Here is a 22,799-nt window from a genome sequence, read left to right as displayed (position 1 = left end):
GAGGAGTTCTCGTGCGAGTTGTCATTACCGGCGCCGCCGGCTTTATCGGATCCCACCTGAGCGAAACCCTTCTGGACCGGGGCCACAGTGTTGTCGGCATCGACAACCTGCTGACCGGCGACCTCAACAACATCGCGCACCTGCGCGATCGCGACTTCGAGTTCATCCGTCACGATGTCACGCGCTACATCGATGTCAGCGGGCCGGTGGATCTCGTGCTGCACTGGGCGAGCCCAGCCAGCCCGATTGACTATCTGGAACTGCCCATTCAGACGCTCAAGGTGGGCTCGCTCGGCACGCACAACGCGCTGGGACTCGCCAAGGCGAAGGGCGCACGGTTTGTGATCGCATCAACCTCCGAGGTGTACGGCGATCCGCTGGAGCATCCGCAGAAGGAAACGTACTGGGGCAACGTCAACCCGGTGGGCCCGCGCGGCGTGTACGACGAAGCCAAACGGTTTGCGGAAGCCATCACCATGGCCTATCACCGCCACCACGGCGTGGACACGAAGATCATCCGCATCTTCAACACCTACGGCCCGCGGATGCGGATTCACGACGGCCGCGCCGTGCCCACGTTTATCGGACAGGCTCTGCGCGGCGAAGACGTCACGATCTTCGGCAGCGGCACCCAGACGCGCAGCTTCTGCTACGTCACGGATCTGGTGGATGGCATCCTCAAACTGGCAGACTCAAACACCAACGACCCGGTCAACGTCGGCAACCCGCACGAGATGTCGATTGAAGAGATCGCCCGGACGATTATTCAGATGACCGGCTCCTCGAGCCAGATCGTGTTCAAGCCCCTGCCCACCGACGACCCCAAAGTCCGTCGCCCCGACATCACTCGTGCGCGCACCATCCTCGGCTGGGAACCGAAAGTCGCGCTGGAGCAGGGACTGACGAGTACCATCGACTACTTCCGCACGAAGGTGTGAACCTCCGCCGGTCGCGCACTACGCCTGCTTGGTGTCGCCGGGAACGCGCGTAACTCGGCGCAGATAGTCCGCCGCCGAGAGCAGCGTGATCGCGAGCGAGAGATACACAAAGACCGGCAACACGCCGCCGGGTAGGCCGCGATAGTTGCCCCAGAGCGTGACCACGCCGGTCAGGATGTAAATGCCCGTGGCGGCCTTGCCCAGGGGCGACGGCTTGAAGGTGCGCGGCGCCACGGCGAGGTTGATGACCGCGGCCGTCAGCACAATCGCCACATCGCGGCTGATGACGAGCACGGTGAGCCACAACGGCAGCCGGTACGTCATCCCCATGCCCGGCAGCGTCAACATCACGAACATCGTCAGCAACAGCAGCTTGTCGGCCATCGGGTCCAGCCAGGCCCCGAGCGTGGTCTGCTGGTTTGTCCAGCGGGCGATCGCACCGTCGAGCAGGTCCGTGAAGCCCGCCACGACAAACGTAAACAGCGCCCAGCCCGGGTAGCCGTACAACATGCACAGCGCGAAGACCGGCACCAGGACCATTCGCGAAATCGTGAGCAGGTTCGCGGGGGTGAACAGCGTCATGGCCAGTCTTATTGTTTCGCCAATTGCTCGAGACGCGCGACGGCGGCCACGACCTCAGCGCCGGCGGCGAAGCGATTGGCCTCGAACCGGCCGTTGGCCGACAGGCTCATCGCACCGGTCGCGAGCGCACCGGCGATGGCGGAATACGCCAGGTGGGCGCGTGAGACGTCGGGCACGACCGGGCGCGATGCCCGCCACCGGGCCACTTCAGACGGCTGCCGCGCGGCCAGGTCCTGCGCCACGCGCCAAACGACCTGGGCGAGTTCGGCGCGCCGAACCGGCGCCGAGGGTTGGAAGGTGTGATTGGGGAACGAGTCCATCCAGCCGACACGAATGGCCGGCAGGATCCACGGCGCCGCCCAATGCGACCGCACGTCGGTGACGACCACCGTGACCCGCCGCGGTGCGCGCCCGAGGGCGTTCTGAAGCCGGATGCCCAGGATGGCGGCCAACTGGCCCCTGGTGATACTGGCCGCCGAGGGGATGGCGCGGTACTCCGCCGGCAATGCGTCGAAGTCGGCACGGGCGGTCAACGCGGCGGCGCGATCCCGCCACTCCTGCCGCGGGTCGATGCGAATGGCGCGCGCCAGTGCGGCCGCCGCCTCGCGGGGCCGGCCGTGCGCTTCGAGCACACTCGCCATCACGGCGTGCGCCTCGGCATCACCGTTGTCGAGTTCCAGCGACCGGCGCGCGTGGACCTCGGCCTCATCCAGACGGCCGCGAGCGATCTCCACCTGCGCCAGGTCGCGCAACACGACGGCGCTATCGGGCACCAGCACCAGCGCCTGATCGAGCGCGGCCTGCGCCTCGTCCCACTGCCCCGCCGCGCGCGCGGCCGACGCGCGGGTCAACTGCGCCTGCACCACTCTCAGTCGCAGCACTTCCTGCCGTTCGCGCACGTCGTCGCGGCCTGGGTCCACGGCGAGAATGAGGTCGGACATGGTGACGGCCACCACATCCTCTCCGCGCGCCAGCGCCACGTCCATGCGGCCCTGTAGCGCCGGCAGGTACGTGCGGTCCATGGCGACCACCCCATCGAAGCGCTTTGCCGCGTCGTCGTACTTGCGATCGATGGAGGCGAGGTAGCCGAGTCCAGCGGCGGCCGGATAAAAGTCGGGCGACTGCCGGAGGATGTCTGTAAAGTCGCGGTTCGCACCGCGCAGGTCACCCGACTGGAGGCGGCGCCACGCCTGGTCATGGCGGGCCCTGATCTGGGGCGTGGCCTGCAGGCCGGCGGGCACCGTCAACTGCGGCACCTCGCGGTAGGTCGGCGTGGCTGGCAGCGCGGGTGTCGCGGTTGGCCCAGACGCACACGCGGCCGCCGTGGCCAGCACCGACGCGGCCAGCGCCGTGCGCACCCAATCCCGGCGAACGCGGCGGGTCATGCGATCTCCTGGAGGCGCAACAGACGGTCGTGCAGGCGTCGTGGCACATCAGCCTCCACCGTCACCTGGGCGCCCACGGTGATCTGGCTCGTGACCCGGGCATGGCGATGCAGTTCCACCAGCACCTGCCGATCGGCGTCGCTCGCAAAATCGAGATGAAAGGTGACGCGCTCGGTGTCCATGGCCACTCTGGACGCGACGGCGTCCACAAGATCCTGCACACCTTCGCCGGTCACGGCCGAGACACACACGGCGCCCGGCGCGGTTGTCGTCAGTCTGTCGCGATCCATCGGCGACAGTTGGTCGCATTTATTAAACACGTCGAGCATGGGCACCAGGCCGGCGCCAATCTCGGTCAACACGTCGCGCACGGCGCGCTCCCGGCGCTCGCGGTCAGGCGCTGCGGCGTCGATGACGTGCAGCAGGAGATCTGCGTGAATCACTTCTTCGAGCGTGGCGCGGAATGCGGCCACCAGCTGGTGCGGCAGCCGATCGATGAACCCGACCGTATCCGACACCATGATCTGCCGCGCATCGGGCAACTTGACCCTGCGCACCAAGGGGTCGAGCGTGACGAACAACGCGTCTGAGACCACCGCATCACCGCCGGTCAGCGCGTTGAACAACGTGGTCTTTCCCGCGTTGGTGTAACCGACGAGCGCCACAGTTGGTACTTCGCCGCGCTTGCGCCTGGCGCGTACATATCCCCGGCGCTCGCTGACTTCCGCAATTTCCTGTTTGAGGGCCGACACCCGTTGCCTGATGCGCCGGCGATCGGTCTCGAGCTTGGTTTCGCCAGGTCCCCTTGTGCCGATGCCGCCGCCAAGCCGAGAGAGCGCCTCGGCCGACCCGACCAGTCTCGGCAGCTTGTACTGCAACTGGGCCAGTTCCACCTGGAGCTTGCCCTCGCGGGTACGCGCCCTTCGCGCGAAGATGTCGAGAATCAGCTCTGTCCGGTCGATGACTCTGCGGTGGAACACCGCTTCAAGATTGCGGGCCTGCGCGGGGCTGAGCACGTGATCGACGATTACCACATCGACATCTGCGGCATCACACGCCGCGGCCATTTCTGCGGCTCTGCCTTTGCCGAACAATGTGGCGGGATCGGGTGAGGCACGCTCCTGCATCGCTCGCAGGACAACCGTGGCGCCAGCCGCGCCGGCCAACCCGCCAAGTTCATCGAGCGAGGTCTCGTGATCCACACCCCGCGTGGCACGAGTCATCAGCGTCAGCAATGCCGCACGCTCTGTGCTCATCCGTGTATGAATTCTAACACGCGGCTCCAGGGGATCGCGCCTTCGCGCAGCAGCACGGGGCGCGCCGCGCGCACATCCACGAGTGTCGAAGGCAATCCTCCCGGCGTCACACCAGCATCAATGACAAGCACATGCGGGTCGTCTGCAATCACGCCCAGCGCGTCTGCGCGATCGGACGCCGGCGCGCCCGTGACATTGGCGCTCGTGGCCGCGAGCGGCTCACCCCAGGCTTCGCACATCCGTCGCGCCACGAGATGGTCGGGCACACGTATCGCCACGGTGCGGTGCCCGCCATGCACTTCGGGAGCCACCCAGGCGGGCGCGTCGCGGACGATCGAGAGCGGGCCCGGCCAGAACGCCCCTGCGAGCGCGGCTTCCCTCGCATCCAGCCGACCGCCGCACGCCACCACCTGCGCGATATTCGCGGCAATCAGGGGCAGCGCCGCGCGCGCGGGCCGGCCTTTGATCGCAAACAACCGGCGCACGGCCAGCGAACTCTTGATGTCCACCGCCAGGCCGTACAAGGTGTCGGTCGGGAGCGCAAGGATGCCTCCGTCACGTAGCCAGGCCACGGCCGGAGCCAGGTCCTCGACGGTGCACTCGGCTGGATTGATACGCAGGACGCGGGGACCGGCGATCATCGCATCCTCCGCACGGCCCAGGCCACCGCAGCCAGGCCCATGGCATCCACCACAAACACGCTGCGCATACTGACGGCGCCCAGTAAGCCGGATACCACCGGGCTCAGCGCCAGCCCCGAGAGCGACGCGGTGGTCAGATAGCCGAAGGCCACACCACGCGAGCGCTCAGGCACGCGCTGCCCGGCCACCGTGTAGATGGTGGTGAACGCGACGCCGATGCCCAGTCCGAAAATCACCGCAGCCCCCACAAGCGCGCTGAAGCCCGGACCGACGCTGAAGACCACCGCGCCAACAGCCGCCAGGGCCGAGGCGCCCATCACCAGATGCGCCGGGCCGGTGTGCCGCAGGAGTACCGCGCACAAGTAGTTGCCGATGGCGGCTGCGCCGGCCGCCACCGTGAACACCAACCCCGCCACCACGGGCACACTGGACAACGGTGTCCCAATTTCCCGGAGATACAGCGGAAGGACAGGACCAAAACTGCGATCGACCATTTGCAGACTGAAGACCATCACAAGAAACAGACCAAAATGCGGCACCACCATCAGTGACCGCAACGTCACGCGGGGCGTTGCCGCCACCGACGCATCCGGCCGGACGCCGCGGGCTTCGCGATACCCCACCAGCACCAGCACGAACGCCCCAAAAAACAACACCGCAGCACCGATGAACGCCATCCGCAGGCCGAACGCCTGCGCCAGGCTGCCGCCCACCACCGGCCCCAGCGCCGGCCCCAGGCGCTGCGCCGTCTGCACCCAGCCGATCGCGCTCGCCATCTGCGCCGCGGGCGCCGACTGCGCGGCCATGGTCAGCGCCAACATGCCGTACCCGGCAAAGAGCCCTTGCACCGCGCGCAACGCAAATACTTGCCACGGTGCGGTGACAAATGCCATGGCGGCCATGATCACCACGAAACTGAAGAGCGACCGCGCCACCATCAGCTTGTGGCCGTAGCGCTCACCCACCCGCGCCCAGACGGGCGCCATAATGGCCGTCACCGCCGGCGTAATGCCAAGGCTCACGCCCGACCACACGGCGATCTCCCCCACCTCAGACACGCCGAGTTGCTCGAAGTACAGAGGCAGGAACGGCATCACCAGCGTGAAGCCGGTAAAACCGATGAAGGTGGCGACCGTCACCGCCCCGAGATTTCGGCGCCAGTCAGGCGCGCCCTCGTCAGAACCGGATGCGGAGGTCTGAGCCACGATCGGTGACGTGGATGGTGTCGATAAAACGAATCTGGTGCGGTTCGTTCTGCATCACGATGGAACTGGTCCGTGTCCCGTGACCAAAAAACCGGACCCCCTTCATCAACGCGCCGTCGGTCACGCCGGTGGCCACAAACGTGATGGCCTCACCCGACGCGAGATCACTCGCCCCATAGATCCGACGGAAGTCGGTGATGCCCATCTTCAGGCAACGCTCTTCGTCTTCGGGCTTGGCCACCACGAGCCGCGCGTAGATTTCTCCCCCGAGGCAGCGCATGGCTGCCGCGGTCAGCACACCCTCGGGCGCGCCGCCCGTCCCCATCACCGCGTGGACACCCGATCCGTCCACGGCCGCTGCGATGCCCGCCGACAGATCACCATCGCCGATCAGCCGGATGCGCGCGCCGGCCGACCGGATGTCGGCGATCAACTTCTCGTGTCGGGGCCGATCGAGCACCATGATGACCAGGTCATCCACATCACGCTCAAGAGCCTTGGCAATCGACTTCAGGTTGTCTTTCACCGGCCGGTCCAGGCTTACGGCGTGTTTCGCGCGTGGGCCCACCACCAATTTCTCCATGTAGAGATCGGGCGCATGCAGCAGGCCGCCTTTGGACGCGGCCGCAAGAACCGCGATGGCGTTGTACTCGCCGAGCGCGCACAGGTTCGTGCCCTCGAGCGGATCCACCGCGATATCCACTTCAGGCAATCCCGTCACGCCTGTCGCGCCCTGGCCGACCTTTTCACCGATGAACAACATCGGCGCTTCGTCGCGTTCGCCTTCGCCGATCACAATCGTGCCGTCGATGGGCACCGAGTCCAGCGTGGAACGCATGGCTTCCACCGCCACGCGATCCGACCCGTGCCGGTCACCCTGCCCCATGGTGTGCGCACAGGCGATGGCCGCCTGCTCAACGACCCGAAGCAACTGAAGGGAAAGATCAAACGCCATGCGCGACGACTCCTGTCATGTGTATGCCTACCTGCTACCGGCGACGGACCGACACCGGCGCGCCCACGCTTACACCCATCACGTCGGCGGCGCTGGCGGCCTGGGCCGCGAACTCCAGATGATCGGTGCTGCCAAACAACGCCCCGATCTCGCCCACCGCAATCTCCGAAAACGTGGACACCACGCGGCTCACATCCCGGCCGCCAATCTCAATGTGCACGCCGCCGTCGGCTCCGCCGAGTTTCTCACAGACTCGCCGGCTGATATTGGTCACGACGTTGCCAAACCGGTCCACCCGCACCACCTGGCCACGAATCCCGGCGTCGTCAACCACTGGCTGCACCAGGTCCACCTGCACATAGTCGCTGATCACGCGGCCGAGCGCCGGCAACTGGATGCCCTTGGCCAGCCAGGCGGCGGCCGGGGCAAACCGATCCCGTCCCTCAAACGTGCGCGACACCGTGGGTCGCGCGTACCGCCGCTCGGTCAACTCCACCACTTTCTTCGGCGGCGCTTCCTGAAAGACGCCGGTGAGCACGCCATTGTCAGGCGCCACAAATCGCCATTCTCCCAGATCAGCCGCAATGCCCCGACGCGCCGACCCCACGCCGGGGTCCACCACGACGAGGAAGATCGTGCCCGAGGGAAAATACTTGTAGGTGGCCGCGAGCTCGCGTGCGGCAAATGGGATGTCGTGTGCCGGCAGGTCGTGCGATACGTCCACGAGCACGGCATCAGGGCAGATACTGAGCGCCACGCCTTTCATCACACCGGCATAGTGGTCGCGCGTGCCGAAGTCGCTCAGGAACGCAATGGTCGGCCTGCTTGCCATACCACCGACGATATCGCACTTTACGGTTAGGCAGGACGACGGAACAGGGTTTCGCGTGTGCCGGACTTGAGCAACACGGAGTCGGCGGACATCAACCCTTCGAACATCATGTTGATCTCGCGGGTGACCAGCACACGCCGCTTGACCGGTGTGGCCGGGACCGGCCGAAGCTCGAACCGGTCTTCCCGCTTGATGGTGTAGCGCGTGTAGTGATCCAAGTCGACGGCCGTGGTGCCGAAGAACCCATAGAGGGCGCCGCCTTTGCGCAGCAGCGTCTCCAGATGGCTTGCGAGCGCCACACCGGCGGTACGATCAAGGAAGTCAAAGACGTCCCAGCAAAGAATGCCGTCCACCGACTCGGGCCCCTGGCCCAGCCTCTTGAACAGCGCGGCCTCAAGCCCCTGACGCACACGCGCCCGGGCCGCCGCTTCGATCTCCTGAAACAGGTCTTCGATATGAAGCTTGCAGGTCAGCCGCTCGGTCAAGAACTGGACGTTGGACCCGATGACGGGCCCGAGGTCAAGCAGCACGGGATGCTCCCGCCGGCCAACGACCGACAGGAACTTAGGGAACACCAGCGACGAGGCAATGGTGAAGTCGGGCGCAGGCGGCGCACCAACGCCTGCATCAGGCGCCGGCTGCTTCTGCCCCCAATTCAGCACGGGCGTCAGCGAACCGGGACACCCGCAGTGGGGCTCGCGGGCCCGGTCAGCGGTGGCGCCTTGTCGGGGGCCGACCGGCCCTCCGGCTTCGCCTCGGTACCAGAACGCTGCATGTCGATGGCGCCCCGGAAGTGCGCGCCGTCGGAAATCGCGATACGCGGGGCCGTCACATCGCCATCCACCGATCCGGTGTCGCGAATCTCCACCTTGTCGGTGGCGGTGATGTTGCCATGCACTTCGCCCAGCACGATCACGGCCTTCGCGATGATCTGCGCCTTGATCTTGCCGCTCGGACCAATCGTGAGCACATTCTGCCTGAGCTCGATGGTGCCTTCGATGACACCTTCGATGGTCAGGTCTTCGCTGCCGCTCAGTTCGCCTTTAACGACGACGCTCTTGCCGATATTCACCTGGTCTCTCCCTATTGGGGGTGCGGCAGCGCCGCCCATGGCCAAGGGCGCTGGCGGTGGTGCTGCCGGTGCCGGTGTTGTTGGAGCGGGCGCCGACGACGGCGGCCGAACTGCCTCATCTCGCTTCCACATGGGCACCAGTATACAGCGGGAGTGCTACGATGAATCCACCGCGTGCAAATCTATGCAGATCTATCTTGACTACAACGCCACCGCCCCGCCCGCTCCGGGTGTGGTGGATGCCGTGTGTCGCGTTCTTCGCGACACGCCGGGCAACCCGTCATCGATCCATGCACCTGGACAGAAGGCGCGCGCCGTCCTCGATGACGCGCGCCGCAGCGTGGCCGATCTCATCGGCGCGCGCGCCAGTGATCTTGTCCTCACGGGGAGCGGTACTGAAGCCGACAACCTCGCCATACGAGGCGCGGTGGACGCCCTCAACACTGGCAATCGCCGCCGTCTCATCACGACGGTGATCGAACACGAGGCCGTGCTTGCCACCTGTGCGGCCATGGAAGCCCGGGGATGGCGCATCACCCGCCTGCCGGTCGATCGCTCGGGCATCGTCGCGCCCGCCGCGCTCGACGCCGCATTGAACGAGGAACCGGACGCCGGACTCGTCAGCGTCATGCACGCCAACAACGAGGTGGGCACACTGCAGCCCATTGCGGAACTCGCCGCATTGGCGCGTGCCCACGGCGCGTGGTTCCACACCGACGCGGTGCAGACCGTGGGCAAAGTGCCCGTGTCGGTGGACGCGCTTGGCGTGGACATGCTTTCGCTCTCGGGCCACAAGTTCGGCGGCCCCAAAGGCACCGGCGCGTTGTGGGTGCGCCGCGGCCTCAGGCTGCTGGCCCAGCAGACGGGCGGCAAACAGGAACGCTCAAGACGAGCGGGGACCGAGAACGTAGCCGGGCTCGCAGGCCTCGGAGTTGCGGCCTCGTACGCACACGCCACTTTGCAATCGGTTGCCCCTGCGGTTGCGGCCCGCCGAGATCGGCTCGAGCGCGGCCTGCTTGATGGCGTGCCCGGCACTCACGTGAACGGCGCCGTTGAATCGCGCGTGCCGAACACAACCAACATCAGCTTCGACGGCGTCGAGGCCGAACTGCTGTTGATTGCCCTCGACCTCGAAGGCATCGCCGTCTCGACCGGATCGGCCTGTTCGTCGGGCACCCTCGAACCCTCCCACGTTCTGACCGCCATGGGCCTGTCGGCCTCTCGCGCACGCACGTCGTTGCGATTCAGCCTTGGCGCAGACACGACCGACGCCGACATCGAGACGGTCATCGCCCGAGTGCCCGCGCTTGTGGATAAACTGCGCCGCCTGAGTCAGACCGCTGCCTCCATTGGAAACAGGCCCTCTGTCGGAGCGAAGAAATGACGCGCGTCGTAGTCGCCATGTCCGGGGGCGTGGATTCGTCGGTGGCCGCGGCCTTGATGGTGGAAGAGGGCTACGACGTGGTGGGCCTCTCGATGCAGCTGTACGATCAGCGTGAGACCGAGGACGGTGCGCCGAAGTTCGGCTCCTGCTGCAGCATCGACGACCTGCACGATGCCAAGCGCGTGGCCCAGCAGTTGGGCTTCCCCCACTACATCGTGAATTTTGAACGCGAGTTCAAGGCCACGGTGGTGGACAACTTCGTACGGGAGTATGCAGCGGGCCGCACACCGATTCCGTGTGTGCACTGCAATGCCGACCTGAAGTTTTCCACGCTGGCCGAACGCGCGGCCGGCCTGGATGCTTCAGTGGTGGCCACCGGACACTACGCGCGAGTGGTCTTTGATGAGGATGACCGGCGCTACCGTCTCTTGCGCGGCGTCGACCCCGGCAAGGATCAGTCGTACTTTTTGTTCACGCTGACACAGGATCAACTGGCGCATGCACGCTTCCCCGTCGGGCACCTGAACAAGACCGAAGTGCGCGCCCATGCCGAGCGGCTCGGCTTATCGGTGGCTGACAAACCCGACAGCCACGAAATCTGTTTTGTGCCTGACGGCAACACCGCACGGTTTGTCGAACGCCACGCGCCGCTGGCTCCTGCGCGCGGCGAAATCGTGGACGCCGAGGGACAGGTCCTTGGCGAACATCGCGGCGTCCATCACTTCACAGTGGGCCAGCGCAAGGGACTTGGTCTCAGCACGGGCTCGCCCCTGTATGTGTTGAAGCTCGAACCCGTTGGCGAGCGCGTGGTCGTCGGCGCGCGCGAGGCGCTCGGCAGTCACGAACTCACGGCCACGGGCGTGAACTGGATTTCCGGCACGGCGCCCGACGGGCCAACCCGGGTCACCGCCCGCATCCGGCATCGCCACCAGGACGCCCCCGCGACGGTCGTGTCGACGGGAGACGGCACGGCGCACCTGCGGTTTGACGATCCGCAAGTGGCCATCACGCCAGGCCAGGCGGTGGTGTTTTACGATGCCGCGGACGCCGCGAGCGTATTGGGCGGCGGCTGGATCGACTCGAGGTAACGCTCGGCATCAAGCGCCGCCATGCAGCCCGATCCTGCAGCGGTAATGGCCTGACGATAGACGTGGTCCTGCACGTCGCCACACGCGAACACACCTTCCACGCTTGTGCGCGATCCGTCGTGCGTGATCAGGTACCCACCGGCGTCGGCGTCAAGCAGCCCCTTGAATAAACTGGTGTTCGGCGTATGGCCGATCGCCACGAATACGCCCTCCACGGCCAGCGTCTTCTGCACGCCCGTCTTGAGGTTGCGCAAGACGATGCCGTTGACGGCGCCTGCTGTCGGATCCAGCATCTCCAGCACTTCGCTGTCCCACTCGACCACGATCTTCGGGTTCGCCAGCGCCTTGTCCTGCATGATCTTCGACGCGCGAAACACATCGCGCCGATGCACCAGCGTCACCTGTGAGGCGAAGCGCGTGAGGAAGATCGCCTCTTCGAGCGCCGAGTCTCCCCCGCCGACCACCGCGATGGGTTTGCCCCGGAAGAAGAACCCGTCGCATGTGGCGCACGTGGACACGCCGTGCCCCATCAACGCGCGCTCGGACGGCAGGCCCAGCAACTTGGCCGACGCGCCCGTCGCGACGATGAGCGTCTGGGTCTCGATGCGATCTTCGCCCACGGTGAGTACAAACGGCCGCGACGAGAGATCTACGGCGTTCACATTCCCACGCACGATCTCGGCCCCAAACCGCTCCGCCTGCTCACGCATGGCCGCCATGAGATCGGGCCCCATGATGCCGTCACGAAAGCCGGGAAAATTCTCCACGGCCGTCGTCAACATCAGTTGACCGCCGGCCTCCAGGCCTTCGATCACCAGGGGCTTCAGATTGGCGCGAGCCGAATACAACGCGGCCGTCAGGCCGGCGGGGCCCGATCCGATGATCGTGACCTCCCTCGTCTGCGCGGCCATCAGAGGTGCTTGTCCAGGACTTTCTTGAACTCGGCCTTGTCGGCCACCCCGACAATTTGCTCCACCACCTGGCCACCCTTGAACAGCATCACGGTGGGGATGCCCCGCACCATATATTTCACGGTGATCCCGGGGTTCTCATCCACATTGAGTTTGCCCACCGAGACGCGGCCGGCGTAATCGCCCGCAAGCGCGTCAATCGTCGGTCCGAGCGCGCGGCACGGGCCGCACCACTCCGCCCAGAAATCCACCAGCACCGGCGTGCTCGCCTGCAGCACGTTGGTGTCGAAGTTGTCGTCTGTAAACGTCGTTACCTTGTCAGAAGCCATGAATCGCTCGTCCTCTCGGCCCGGTCTCACTCGGCCCATCGCAGGGCGGCCGCATACCGCGCCTGTCGATACACTTTGACATACTCCCGGGCCGATGGCCCCCATGAGTGATCATCGCTCATCCCTTCGCGCATCAAGGCCGACCACCGGTCTGTTCTGTGATAGATGCGCAGCGCCAGGCGCACGGAGCGCAGCAACGCGTCAGGCGTGGCTTCGCGAAACTTGAAACCGTTTGCGCGCCGCGCGCGTGGCGCGTATCCCCGGACCGTGTCATCAAGTCCGCCAACCGCCCGCACCACCGGCACCGTGCCGTATCGCAGGCTGTACATCTGATTGAGCCCGCACGGCTCGAACCGCGAAGGCATGAGGAACAGGTCCGCACCGGCCTCAATCAGGTGCGCCACACCCTCGTCGAACCCGATGCTTACACCCATGCGCGAAGGGAATCGTCCAGCCAACACCTTGAATGCGCTCTCGTAGTGTGTTTCGCCGGAGCCGAGCACCACCCAGGTGGCGTCAACCGCCATCAACTGCTCTGCCGCCGCCAACACCAGGTCGCACCCTTTCTGGTCCACCAGGCGCGACACGATGCCGATCACCGGTCTCGCCAGCGCATCGTCGCCCACCGGCAAGCCGAAGTGTTCGAGCAAGGCGCGTTTGTTCTTGCGCTTGCCCGCCAGATCATCGAGTGAGTAGTGGGCCGGCAGGAACGGATCGGAGGCCGGATCCCAGACCGACGTGTCGATGCCGTTCAGGATGCCGACGTACCGGTCGCCCACGGCGCGCAACACGCCGTCAAAACCGAAGCCGAACTCCGGCTGCACGGTCTCGCGCGCATAGGCCGGACTCACGGTCGTCACCATGTCGCTCGACGCGATGCCGCACTTGAGGTAGCTCAGCTGATCCCAGAACTCGCCGACAGCCAGCGTGAACATGTCCCAGCCCAGTGCCAGCCGGTTCACCACATCCTTGGGAAACAACCCCTGATAGGCGAGATTGTGAATGGTCATCACCAGACCCGCACGGGCCACGCGCGTCCAGCGGGCCGGCTGCTGACGGATGAGGGCCGGTGCAAGGCCCGCCTGCCAGTCATGCGCATGCACGATGTCGATGCGGCCGCCATCCACATCGTGCTGCGCGAAGTCCAGGGCCGCGTGCGCGAGGCCGGCGAAGCGTTCAGCGTTGTCGGGATGGTCGCGGCCACCGTGCGCGTAAAGGCCGTCGCGATCGTACCAGTCCGGCACGTCCACGCCGACGACACGGCGCGTGGCGCCCTGCGCCAGCACATGAAGGCTCCCCCGCCATCGCCGGGTGCCGAGGGTGATTTCGAGGGGGCGGATTTCGGCGCCCGGCAGCGACATGCCGCGATACAGCGGCAACACCGTGGTCACGCGGTGACCGAGTGCGTCGAGCGCCAGCGGCAATGCGCCGACGACGTCGGCGAGGCCGCCGGTTTTGGCAAAGGGCGCGGCTTCCGATGCGATGTGGAGAACGCCGAGCCGTGGGGTGCGACCGGCGAGGGACTTGCGGGGACGACTACCGTTCAACGATATCGCCGCCGCCTACCAATCCGTTCGCACGCCCAACGGCCCAGTTGAACAGGTGACGCGCCTCGGCGAACCGAAGTGTGCTGTTGGTGGCACCGAGCACCACGACCGCCACCTGGCTGCCGTGCGGAATCTGCAGCAACGTCGCGAAGCAGTAGCCGGCCTTCCTGATGAAGCCCGTCTTGCCCGCCACGATGTCCATCCCCGTGCCGAGGAGCTTGTTGGTGCTGTTGATCTTGATCACGCGCCGATTCGTGCGCACCTGGTAATTCGCGGCACTCATGACCGAGGCGAGCTGGGGGTTGGCGCTGGCAAACGCAATGAGATGCGACACGTCGTACGCCGAAGACACGTTCCGATCGTCAAGGCCGGAAGGGTCGGCATAGTGGCTGTTGGTCAGGCCCAGCTGCCGCGCCATGTCATTCATGCGTGCGACGAATGCCGGCGTGCCGCCTTCAGATGTGCGCGCGAGAATGCGGGCGGCCGCGTTGTCGGAGGCGATCAGCGTGAGGTTGAGGACATCGCGCAGGGCCAGCGTTTCACCGGCGCGCAAATAGGTGACGTTGGCGCCGCGGACATCGGCGGTGACCACCGTGACCTGACGGCTCAGATCCGGCTCGTCGGCGATAAACGCCACGCCGGTCATCACCTTGGTCAGACTGGCAATCGAACGCCGGTCGTGTGAGTTCGCTTCCCACAGCACTTCGTTCGTCTGCGGATTGAACACAATCGCCGCGGCGGCGCGCACGTCGGGGACGATGTTGCCGAGTGCGTCTTTTTTGTAGCGCGGCGTGTTCGCCTCGCGCACCATGCGGGCGGCTGCGGCTGCGCGCGCGAGGGCGGCGGCTCGGGCACGAGCAGCCCTCGTGCGGGTCGCTGCACTCCGGGTGGTGGTCGCCTGCTTCTTGGCGGCCGGCTTGACCACCGGTCTTGCGGCTGTCGATTTCTGGGTGGTAGGGGCCTTAGCGGGCGGGCGCGATTGCGCCGCGGCCTGACCAACGAACGAGGCGCTGCAGATGACCGCAAGCGCCGCAATGGAAACTGTTCGATTCAGTCGGCCGTACACATACACGTGAAACCCTCCGGCGACCCTTAACGAGCCTTGCTGCTTAGTTTGACGCCCAATCCCCCCGGACGGCCGCGATAGTACCATCCGTATTCAGACTTCCGCAACCTGACTTGTATACTATCGGCACGTCAGGAGTCTTTCTGCACCCTCCAGAAAATATTGGCCGCCCCATCGAGCCCGAGACACTGAGGGCAGAGGAATTCCGCGCGCTCCGGGCCACGATTCGCGAGCGTGGCACCCTCCGGCTTGGCCTGGCGGCGGCTGGGCTGACCGCCTGGGCTGCCCTGCACGTGGCCGTTCAGGCGTGGCTGCCCTCCCCGGTCACCCTGCTGGTGCCTCTCCTGGCGCTGGCCGGAGTCTTCGAGGCCATCTTTGCGCTGCACGTCGGCGTGGAGCGCATCGGCCGCTACCTCCAGGCCGCCTTTGAGACGTCCGATCCCAACGGGCCGCGCTGGGAGCACACCGCCGAGGCGTTTGGCCGCGCCGCCACCGACCCGGCCGGCAAGCTCGACGCGCTCTTCGCTGTCGCCTTCGTATCGGCAACCCTGCTCAATCTGGTCCCCGTCGTCCTCCTCACGGCCGGGTCCGGCCAGGGCGACCCCGGCGTCTTCGCCGAACTGGCCCTGTATGGCGGACTCCACCTGGTCTTCATCGTCCGGGTGGCACGCGCGCGGCGGTTTGCCAGCCGCCAGCGAGCGCAGGAACTGAGCCTGTTCGAGCGACTCGGCCGCCCCGACTGAATCCAACCGATTGTTTCGATCAATCCAACGAGCGTGGCCCGACTGACACAGTCGGAGACCCCGGCGTCGGCGCTCGTACTGCAGTCCTGGCCCGGATCGACCGATTATTCCGCCAGGAGCGTTCCATGCAGCCATCACTCACGGGCAAGTCAGAGTCGGGCACGTTGCTTGCATTAGCGAACATGCAGAGAGGATTGGAGGAAGTCACTGCCATGAGCCTGGTTCGTTTGATGGGGTTCACGACGCTGACATGTGGGTGCGTGACGGGTCGATACCGGGAAGAGGGATCGAAGCGGGAAATCACCTACATCGAGGAGAAGAGCACGGTGTGCGTCTCTTCGGGCCACGTCCGGAATCAACCTGTGAGCGCCGACCGCGTGGCACACGGGTTTACTCCGACGGTGGCAGTTCGGGCGTAGTTTTTTGACACGGGGTCTGTACTTCAGACCCTGAACAGCCGAGAAGCCTTGTTACATGGCTCTTGCGCTTCACTCGACACGCCCGGTCCGGCGCCCACGCTCCTTGCGTCCGCCGGCTCCGCGACCCCGTCTCCAGCTGGCCGGCCCCCGATACGAATTCTGCATCGGGACTTCCACTTTTCGCTTCTACCACGGCGATTGTCTCTCGGTGATGCCGGCGCTGGAACGCGCCTCCATCGACGCGATCGTGACGTCACCTCCCTACAACCTGGGCATCAAGTACCGCTCCTACGAGGACGACCTGCCTCGTGGCGAGTATCTCGCCTGGACGGACCAATGGCTGCGGGCCGCCTCGAAGGTGTGCGGGCCCCAGGCGTCACTCTTCCTCAACGTCGGGGCCAAGCCGACCGACCCGTGGATTCCGCTGGAGGTGGCACAGGTCGCCCGCGGCTACTTCAAGCTGCAGAACACCATTCACTGGGTGAAGTCGATCGCCATCGACCGCGAGTCCACAAGCGAGGCGCTCGGCCTTGAGCGCGACATGGCGGTGGGCCACTACAAGCCGATCAACAGCGAGCGGTTCGTCAACGACTGCCACGAGTTCATCTTTCACTTCACGCCCGACGGCCGGACCAAACTCGACCGCCGCGCCGTGGGTGTGCCCTACCAGGACAAGTCCAACGCGGCCCGCTGGGCCGCCGGCGGCGACGGCAAGCGCTGCCGCGGCAACACGTGGTTCATTCCCTACGAAACCATCCAGAGCCGCGACCGCGACCGCCCGCACCCGGCGTCATTCCCGCCGAAGGTACCCGAGCAGTGCCTGCTGCTGCACGGCATCTCGCGCCTCACCACGGTCATGGATCCCTTCCTCGGCCTGGGCAACACCGCCATCGCCGCCGGCCGCCTCGGCGTCAACTTTGTGGGCATCGAAATGGATGAGCATTACTTGAAAGAGGCTGTGTCGCGCGTGCAGGAAGCCCTGAAGTAACCGCTGTCCACGACGGATTACAGGGAGACGCAGAGCTGGGGAGAAGACCCGGCTCTTGGCAGAGCGGCAGTCCAGATTCCTCACGTCTCCTTAACTCCGTGCCTCTTGTAATCCGGCGTCCAGCCTAGGGCCTCCCTGTCTCGGCGCCTCCCTGTGATCCGTACGTAGCAACGCCCCGGCCAGCAATGCTGACCGGGGCGTTCGTGTCTTACAAGACGGTGTTCGGTGTTAGAACCGGATCCGTCCGCCGAGCTGCATCTGCCAGCGCGAGCGCAGGTCGTCGCGCTGCCACTTGCGGAAGCTCGAGCCCGTGATGAACGAGATGTTGTATCCCGTCACCTGGCCAGAGGTGAGCACCGGCGTGACCGGCGAGATCGCGTTGAACGTGGCGTACTCCTGAATGCCGCGCTTGGAATCGATGAGGTTCAACACGTTGATGATGTCGAGCGAGATCTCCGCCTTGACGCGCTGGAACGGCAGCGCGACGCTGTAGCGGAAGTCGAGCTGGTTCGACCAGGGCGCGCGGCAGACGTTGCGCGGGATGATCTTGCCAATGTACTCAGCCAGGCAACCGTCTTCCTGGAGGAAGTTCACCAGCTGCTGGTAGGTGCCGCCCGTGAACGCCACTTCCGACGCCGATGCCGGAATGTAGAGCAGGTCGTTGCTCGTGCGGCCATCACCGTTGACGTCGCCGAAGTAGGTCAGCGTGAACGGCCGGCCCGACTGGCCCGAGTAGTACACCGACGCCGTGCCGGTGGCGCCACCAAACAGCCCCATCTCGTACGACGCCGAGAAGTTGACGCGGTGACCCGGGTCGTAGACCGACGTGCCCAGTGGCGGATTGTTCGGGTCGCCGGGCGTCAGAACGTTGCCCCAGTTGGACGCCGCCTGGCTGGACGTGCCTTCCATGGTCGCCTTCGATTCGCCGTAGAGGTACGACGAGTTGAAGAAGAACCCGTTGCGGAACGGCTTGCGCAGTTCCACGATGCCGCTCCACGTGTGTCCCTCACTCGAGTTCGTGAGGTAGATGACGTCGCTGAGCGTCGTGGTGTCGCGCGTGTAGATCGGACGGCCATCGAGGTTCTGCGTGCCCGACTGCAGGTCGCGATTCAGGTTCTGGTACTTGACGTCCTGGATGTTCTTGGTGAACAGGAACTCGCCCGACGCCACCAGGCCGCCCGGCAGCTTGGTCTCGTACGCGAGGTTGCCGCGCAGCAACGTCGGGTACTTGTAGTTGGGATCGATCAGGTCGATTTCGTTCTGGAACGACGAACCCGATGCGCCGGTGACCGTCGTGGGCTGCCCCGACGGATTGGCGACGAACGGAATGCGGCTCGCCGCGTTGTTCGACGCGCCGATGCGCTGGAACTCGATGCCCGTGTTGCCGTACTGGTTCGACAGCCACACATACGGTGTGCGGCCCGAGAACATGCCCACGCCGCCGCGCAGCTGCTTGGATCCATCACCCTCGAGGTCCCAGTTGAAACCGATGCGCGGCGAGTAGCGCACGCCCGACGGCGTGGTGTCGGTCGCGAACCCGAAGTTCGCCACCGCGGCCGGGTTGGCCGTCGGCTTGTCGGGGAACATCGGCACGTCAACACGCGCGCCCATCGTCAGGGTCACGTTCGGGCGCCAGCGCCACTGGTCACCCACGTAGAAGCCCAGGGTGCGCACCCCGAACTCGGCCGCGGCTTGGCCGGGATTGGTGGGGTAGCTGTAGTCGAACTGCTGGGCCAGGCCCTGGTCGAAGAAGGACAGGCTGTTGAAGGTGTAGGTGCCGAAGTTGTCGCGGATGAACAGGTTCCTGAACTGGAAGAATTCGTTGTGGGTGCCGATCGTAATCGTGTGGCGCCCCTTCAGGACCGTGTAGTCGTCGTGGAGTTCGATGATGTCCTGATCCAGTTCGTTGGCGGCCGAGAAGTTCTCGCGGCCCACCGTGATCTGAATGCCGCTGGCCAGACGCACCGTGACGCGCGGGAACGGCTTGCTCTCAAAGTCCTGTCCCGCCCGGCGGTCGCGCACACGCGTGTAGGCGATCCGGAACTCATTGACGGCGTTGCCGAACGTGGAATTCAGCTGGGCCACCAGACCGTTCGACTTGTTGCGAATCCGGTAGAACCCGTCGGGCGTGGTGTAGCTCGACGTGCTGGTGCTGCCGATGTCGTTGAGGGCGTTCACGTAGTTGTGGCGGAACGTGAGGCGATGGTTGGACGAGAGATTGATGTCCACCTTGCCCAGGTACTTGTCCGAGTTCGTCGTGCGGCTGAACTCGTCCGACGCGCCGTCGATTGAATAGCCGTACTTCGTGTTCAGGATGTTGAAGAACGACGCGACGTCCGCTTCGGCGCCGCGGAAGGTCTGCCCGCACCCCGAAATGCAGAAACCCGTGGGCGTCGTCTTGCGGCCCCAGTCGGCGTTGGCGAAGAAGAAGGCCTTGCTCTGCTTGATCGCGCCGCCCACGCTGAAGCCGCCCTGTTTGTCGGCGAATGTGGCGATCGGCGTGTTGGTGATGCCCTTGCCCACCCAGTCCTGGTTGCGGCCGAAATAAAATGCGGTGCCGCTCAACTGGTTGGCGCCGCTCTTGGTCACGGCGTTGATGCCGCCACCCGAGAAGCCGCCCTGCCGCACATCGTACGGCGACACGACGAGCTGAATCTGCGCAATGGCGTCGATGCTGATGGGCTGCGCTTCCGTCTGCCCGCCGGGCGTGCCCGTCTCGGCCAGACCGAACAGGTCGTTGAACACGGCGCCGTCAATCTGAATGCTGTTGTAGCGTGCGTTGCGGCCCGCCACCGACACGGCGGTCACCGTGTTGTTGGTGGTGATGGCGGCGAAGTAGGGATTGATGCGCACGATATCCAGCAGGCTGCGCGAAATGGTCGGCAGGGCTTCCTTGACTTCGCCGGCGATGTTTGCCGCGGCGCCTGCGCGCGTGACGTCGATGGACGTCGCTTCACCCACAACCGTCACAGCCTCGGACACGGACTCAAGTTCGAGCTTGAACGGCACCTGGCGCTCTTCGCCGAGGTTGACGATGATGCCGCTTTCTTCCTTTTTGCGGAAGCCCGACATGGTGACGGTGATGGAGTACGGCCCGCCCACCTGCACGTTCTGCAGGATGTACTTGCCGTCCGACATGGTGACGCCTTCGTACGTCGTTCCGGTCGGCCGGTGGATGGCCACGACCGTGGCGCCCGGCAACACTCCACCCTGCGCGTCCACAACCGAGCCTGACAGAGCACCGGTCGTCACGGTCTGCGCCGAGGCAGACTCCGCAACGGCAAGCGCCGCACACAGCACAAAGCTGAGAAACAGCGTTGACTTCCTCACAACCTTCATCCCTGATCTCCAGTCCATAAAACGACCATCCCCACCAATCGAGGCGGCCGAATTATAGCAGTACGCCCCGTGACGCCGGAGGCACGCCAGCGTCACGGGACGGTTAAATCAGGAGGGCCGGAGTTATTTCCGCCTGGCGAACGGCAGCGTCCAGTCGGACCGGTGCGTGACGTCCACGTTCTCGCGGTTCACTTTCACCTCGATTTTCCGGACCCGGCGCATCGGATCGGGGTTCTTCGAGTAGTAGCTGAGGATGTAGTAATCGGAGGTTTCCGCGTCAATTCGCGCCAAACCCTTCTTGAAATCGTTGGAGTTGCAGATGCAGAACCCGCCCGTCAGGTCCGCGATGGTCCTGAGCGAATCCACCGACGTGGTGACGTAGTTGCGCCACTCGGTGGTCGTGAAGTTCTGGTTGATGTCGGGACCGGCGATGAGCCCGCGCGGGTCAATCGTGTAGAACGTGGCATTCGCCCGGTTGGCGGCCCGTGTCAGTTCGGCCAGCTGCGACACCAGATCCGCCACGGCAAAGGCCTGGCTCCCCGTTTCGAAAGGATTCATTCCGTCGCGCTCGCGCGACGTGATGCCGGTCTCGAGCGGCATGTTGCCATTGGCGTCGCGCTGCGGCACGGCGTAGCGCTCCTGCTCCTGCTTCCAGCGCGATTCGGTGAACGGGTTGAAGTCGTAGCCCGAACTCAGGTAGATGAATGCCTTCCGCCGATTGTTGACCCGCTCAAGCTGTTTCAGCAGGTCGTACGCGGTGGAAAACGCCACGTGGACGCGATGGCGCAGTTCCTGCGGCCCCGCAGTCGAGGCCGGCGCCAGCAGGATGTCTTCGGGCGACATGCCGGCGCCCATGACCTTCTTGATGGACTCGGTCAGCCGGCCGCGGTCGTAGGTCTGCTGCACTTCGATCGACGACGGGCCCGTGGAGACGACCGAGAACAAGTCGCCGTCATGGACGAGTGTGTTGGTAATCTGCGTCAGCAGGTTGCGCACGCGCGGCGAATCCCCCGCCTGCAGGTGCAGGTCGTCGATGAAAATGATGAACACGCGGCCGGCCACGTCTGACGGCGGCCGGGTGGGCGGCAGGATCATGCCTTCGGGCGCGGCCGTGGGGGCACTGAGCACCTCCACCGAGAGTTCGCGTCCGCCATAGACCAGCCGGTAATCGCCAATCGACTGCTCCACGCCGTCTTCGAGGACCACGAAGTCCTTCATCTTCAGATCGGGAATGAACTGCCCGCGTTTGTCGCGGACGATCACGTCGAGCGTGACCAGATCCGTCTGACTAGTGAATGTCGGCCTCTGGGGTGTCGTCTGCGCCGGCGCCGTCTGAGGCGGCGGCTGTTGGCCGCTGAGCGTCACTGCGGTCAGAAGGGCCGGCAGCATCAGCCAGACCCTGCGGGTCCTGGGTCTCTGGTTCATGGGAGTCATCTCGTTGCCCAATTATGACATCGGCGGCGTCCGTCTGGTCTTCCCCGCTGCCCGGGATGTCATCTTCGCGGGGTTTTCCGCCGCGCCGGCCTCGCCGGCGCCTGGGAAGTTCGGCAGCCACGGCTTCCCACCTGGCGTCGATGTCGGCCGTGTTGGCGCGAATGGCGGCCTCGTCGGCCCACTGGTCGGGGTTGAGCCGCTGCGCGGCCTCAAGCAGCCGGTCGCGTTCTTCCGGGGTGCGCGAACGGCGCGCGATCCGATGGGTGAGGTCCGCAAACCGGGCGCGCAGTACCGCGGCCGCAGCCGCGCCCAGGGTCTGGCCCAGCAGCGACTCGTCCACGAGTTCGATCGGTGGCGGAGCGGCCGGCGCGGCCCCCTCGCGTTCACGGCCCGCCGGACGATCGCGACGGCCCTGCGACCGCTGTCGAGGACCGCGGTCGCGCGGATCGGGTCGCGCGGGCGGCATGGGCTCGCGGAGCAGGCCGACCCAATCAAACGAAATATCCGGATGGGTATGCTCCAGCGCCTCGCGCACTTCGGCGTCGAGCGACTTGCGGCCGATCTGCACATTGGGCGGCGACCGGAAGAGGTACAGCACGCGGGCGCGGCCCGAACCTTGCCCCGCGCGATACCCGTGCATCACGTAGGTGTGTTCGTAGCCGCGTTTGTCGCGTGCGTAGCGAAT

Annotated in this window: 22 protein-coding genes; 6 read left to right on the top strand and 16 right to left on the bottom strand. The window is 65.5% G+C overall.

Annotated features, from left to right (window positions below):
* The first annotated feature begins 11 nt into the window (after positions 1 to 11).
* Positions 12 to 938: an SDR family oxidoreductase gene (locus IPL75_03070; protein ID MBK9239247.1), complete on the top strand. Its 927-nt coding sequence runs from the start codon at positions 12 to 14 to the stop codon at positions 936 to 938.
* Between the two features lie 18 nt (positions 939 to 956).
* Here the strand turns inward: IPL75_03070 and IPL75_03065 are convergent, their stop codons facing one another.
* The 9 genes from IPL75_03065 to IPL75_03025 are packed head-to-tail and all read right to left on the bottom strand — an operon-like array spanning position 957 to position 8,998.
* Positions 957 to 1,520 carry a CDP-alcohol phosphatidyltransferase family protein gene (locus IPL75_03065; protein ID MBK9239246.1) on the bottom strand — a complete coding sequence of 188 codons (564 nt, stop codon included), beginning with the start codon at positions 1,518 to 1,520 and terminating at the stop codon, positions 957 to 959.
* Between the two features lie 8 nt (positions 1,521 to 1,528).
* On the bottom strand, positions 1,529 to 2,905 hold the full coding sequence (locus IPL75_03060; protein ID MBK9239245.1) for a tetratricopeptide repeat protein: 1,377 nt from the start codon (positions 2,903 to 2,905) through the stop codon (positions 1,529 to 1,531).
* Positions 2,902 to 4,161, bottom strand: coding sequence for a GTPase HflX (hflX, locus tag IPL75_03055; GenBank protein ID MBK9239244.1), 1,260 nt, complete (start codon positions 4,159 to 4,161; stop codon positions 2,902 to 2,904). Before hflX ends, IPL75_03060 begins: the two co-directional genes overlap by 4 nt.
* On the bottom strand, positions 4,158 to 4,802 hold the full coding sequence (locus IPL75_03050; GenBank protein MBK9239243.1) for a threonylcarbamoyl-AMP synthase: 645 nt from the start codon (positions 4,800 to 4,802) through the stop codon (positions 4,158 to 4,160). Before IPL75_03050 ends, hflX begins: the two co-directional genes overlap by 4 nt.
* Positions 4,799 to 5,941, bottom strand: coding sequence for an MFS transporter (locus IPL75_03045; GenBank protein ID MBK9239242.1), 1,143 nt, complete (start codon positions 5,939 to 5,941; stop codon positions 4,799 to 4,801). Before IPL75_03045 ends, IPL75_03050 begins: the two co-directional genes overlap by 4 nt.
* Before the next feature lie 37 nt (positions 5,942 to 5,978).
* Complete coding sequence (gene glpX, locus IPL75_03040; protein ID MBK9239241.1) at positions 5,979 to 6,962, bottom strand: class II fructose-bisphosphatase; 984 nt, start codon at positions 6,960 to 6,962, stop codon at positions 5,979 to 5,981.
* Positions 6,963 to 6,996: 34 nt separating this feature from the next.
* Entirely contained in the window at positions 6,997 to 7,794 is a 798-nt protein-coding gene (locus IPL75_03035) for an SAM-dependent chlorinase/fluorinase (protein MBK9239240.1), read from the bottom strand.
* Positions 7,795 to 7,820: 26 nt separating this feature from the next.
* Complete coding sequence (locus tag IPL75_03030) at positions 7,821 to 8,456, bottom strand: hypothetical protein (GenBank protein ID MBK9239239.1); 636 nt, start codon at positions 8,454 to 8,456, stop codon at positions 7,821 to 7,823.
* Between the two features lie 5 nt (positions 8,457 to 8,461).
* Positions 8,462 to 8,998, bottom strand: a complete 537-nt coding sequence (locus tag IPL75_03025) for a polymer-forming cytoskeletal protein (GenBank protein ID MBK9239238.1) — start codon at positions 8,996 to 8,998, stop codon at positions 8,462 to 8,464.
* A gap of 52 nt (positions 8,999 to 9,050) precedes the next feature.
* Here IPL75_03025 and IPL75_03020 point away from each other — a divergent pair, with 52 nt between their 5' ends.
* Entirely contained in the window at positions 9,051 to 10,250 is a 1,200-nt protein-coding gene (locus IPL75_03020) for a cysteine desulfurase (GenBank protein ID MBK9239237.1), read from the top strand.
* Positions 10,247 to 11,338, top strand: a complete 1,092-nt coding sequence (mnmA, locus tag IPL75_03015) for a tRNA 2-thiouridine(34) synthase MnmA (protein MBK9239236.1) — start codon at positions 10,247 to 10,249, stop codon at positions 11,336 to 11,338. Before IPL75_03020 ends, mnmA begins: the two co-directional genes overlap by 4 nt.
* Here mnmA and trxB read toward each other — a convergent pair.
* Genes trxB through IPL75_02995 form a run of 4 tightly spaced genes read right to left on the bottom strand, consistent with a single transcriptional unit; the run spans position 11,281 to position 15,050 of the window.
* Positions 11,281 to 12,249: a thioredoxin-disulfide reductase gene (gene trxB, locus IPL75_03010; GenBank protein MBK9239235.1), complete on the bottom strand. Its 969-nt coding sequence runs from the start codon at positions 12,247 to 12,249 to the stop codon at positions 11,281 to 11,283. The two genes, mnmA and trxB, sit on opposite strands and share 58 nt — an antisense overlap.
* Positions 12,249 to 12,578 carry a thioredoxin gene (trxA, locus tag IPL75_03005; protein MBK9239234.1) on the bottom strand — a complete coding sequence of 110 codons (330 nt, stop codon included), beginning with the start codon at positions 12,576 to 12,578 and terminating at the stop codon, positions 12,249 to 12,251. Before trxA ends, trxB begins: the two co-directional genes overlap by 1 nt.
* A 26-nt stretch (positions 12,579 to 12,604) precedes the next feature.
* Positions 12,605 to 14,125: a glycogen synthase GlgA gene (glgA, locus tag IPL75_03000; GenBank protein MBK9239233.1), complete on the bottom strand. Its 1,521-nt coding sequence runs from the start codon at positions 14,123 to 14,125 to the stop codon at positions 12,605 to 12,607.
* Complete coding sequence (locus IPL75_02995) at positions 14,115 to 15,050, bottom strand: D-alanyl-D-alanine carboxypeptidase (GenBank protein MBK9239232.1); 936 nt, start codon at positions 15,048 to 15,050, stop codon at positions 14,115 to 14,117. Before IPL75_02995 ends, glgA begins: the two co-directional genes overlap by 11 nt.
* Positions 15,051 to 15,304: 254 nt before the next feature.
* On the opposite strand from IPL75_02995, the gene IPL75_02990 reads away from it, so the two are divergent.
* From IPL75_02990 to IPL75_02980, 3 genes are all read left to right on the top strand, one after another.
* Positions 15,305 to 15,934: a hypothetical protein gene (locus tag IPL75_02990; protein ID MBK9239231.1), complete on the top strand. Its 630-nt coding sequence runs from the start codon at positions 15,305 to 15,307 to the stop codon at positions 15,932 to 15,934.
* Between the two features lie 125 nt (positions 15,935 to 16,059).
* Positions 16,060 to 16,353: a hypothetical protein gene (locus tag IPL75_02985; GenBank protein ID MBK9239230.1), complete on the top strand. Its 294-nt coding sequence runs from the start codon at positions 16,060 to 16,062 to the stop codon at positions 16,351 to 16,353.
* A gap of 208 nt (positions 16,354 to 16,561) precedes the next feature.
* Positions 16,562 to 17,341, top strand: a complete 780-nt coding sequence (locus IPL75_02980; GenBank protein MBK9239229.1) for a site-specific DNA-methyltransferase — start codon at positions 16,562 to 16,564, stop codon at positions 17,339 to 17,341.
* A gap of 228 nt (positions 17,342 to 17,569) precedes the next feature.
* Here IPL75_02980 and IPL75_02975 read toward each other — a convergent pair whose 3' ends face one another.
* The 3 genes from IPL75_02975 to IPL75_02965 form a co-directional block, all read right to left on the bottom strand.
* Positions 17,570 to 20,671, bottom strand: a complete 3,102-nt coding sequence (locus tag IPL75_02975) for a TonB-dependent receptor (protein ID MBK9239228.1) — start codon at positions 20,669 to 20,671, stop codon at positions 17,570 to 17,572.
* A 132-nt stretch (positions 20,672 to 20,803) separates the two neighbouring features.
* Positions 20,804 to 22,069 carry a VWA domain-containing protein gene (locus tag IPL75_02970; protein MBK9239227.1) on the bottom strand — a complete coding sequence of 422 codons (1,266 nt, stop codon included), beginning with the start codon at positions 22,067 to 22,069 and terminating at the stop codon, positions 20,804 to 20,806.
* The gene (locus tag IPL75_02965) at positions 21,969 to 22,757 is read right to left on the bottom strand and encodes a hypothetical protein (protein MBK9239226.1); all 789 of its coding nucleotides are present in this window, start codon (positions 22,755 to 22,757) and stop codon (positions 21,969 to 21,971) included. The genes IPL75_02970 and IPL75_02965 overlap by 101 nt, the downstream gene beginning before the upstream one ends.
* Positions 22,758 to 22,799: the final 42 nt, after the last annotated feature.

This window comes from Acidobacteriota bacterium, assembly GCA_016716905.1.
Classification (GTDB): domain Bacteria; phylum Acidobacteriota; class Vicinamibacteria; order Vicinamibacterales; family SCN-69-37; genus SYFT01.
The sequence above is the reverse complement of the archived record's forward strand: the minus strand, read 5'-3'. Positions and strand labels throughout refer to the sequence as shown.

Excerpts from the sequence above, each read along its gene's own strand:
- IPL75_03065 (MBK9239246.1), bottom strand. The coding sequence starts at position 1,520 with ATGACGCTGTTCACCCCCGCGAACCTGCTCACGATTTCGCGAATGGTC.
- IPL75_03060 (MBK9239245.1), bottom strand. The coding sequence starts at position 2,905 with ATGACCCGCCGCGTTCGCCGGGATTGGGTGCGCACGGCGCTGGCCGCG.
- hflX (MBK9239244.1), bottom strand. The coding sequence starts at position 4,161 with ATGAGCACAGAGCGTGCGGCATTGCTGACGCTGATGACTCGTGCCACG.
- IPL75_03050 (MBK9239243.1), bottom strand. The coding sequence starts at position 4,802 with ATGATCGCCGGTCCCCGCGTCCTGCGTATCAATCCAGCCGAGTGCACC.
- glpX (MBK9239241.1), bottom strand. The coding sequence starts at position 6,962 with ATGGCGTTTGATCTTTCCCTTCAGTTGCTTCGGGTCGTTGAGCAGGCG.
- IPL75_03035 (MBK9239240.1), bottom strand. The coding sequence starts at position 7,794 with ATGGCAAGCAGGCCGACCATTGCGTTCCTGAGCGACTTCGGCACGCGC.
- IPL75_03025 (MBK9239238.1), bottom strand. The coding sequence starts at position 8,998 with ATGTGGAAGCGAGATGAGGCAGTTCGGCCGCCGTCGTCGGCGCCCGCT.
- IPL75_03020 (MBK9239237.1), top strand. The coding sequence starts at position 9,051 with ATGCAGATCTATCTTGACTACAACGCCACCGCCCCGCCCGCTCCGGGT.
- mnmA (MBK9239236.1), top strand. The coding sequence starts at position 10,247 with ATGACGCGCGTCGTAGTCGCCATGTCCGGGGGCGTGGATTCGTCGGTG.
- trxB (MBK9239235.1), bottom strand. The coding sequence starts at position 12,249 with ATGGCCGCGCAGACGAGGGAGGTCACGATCATCGGATCGGGCCCCGCC.
- trxA (MBK9239234.1), bottom strand. The coding sequence starts at position 12,578 with ATGGCTTCTGACAAGGTAACGACGTTTACAGACGACAACTTCGACACC.
- IPL75_02985 (MBK9239230.1), top strand. The coding sequence starts at position 16,060 with ATGCAGCCATCACTCACGGGCAAGTCAGAGTCGGGCACGTTGCTTGCA.
- IPL75_02970 (MBK9239227.1), bottom strand. The coding sequence starts at position 22,069 with ATGCTGCCGGCCCTTCTGACCGCAGTGACGCTCAGCGGCCAACAGCCG.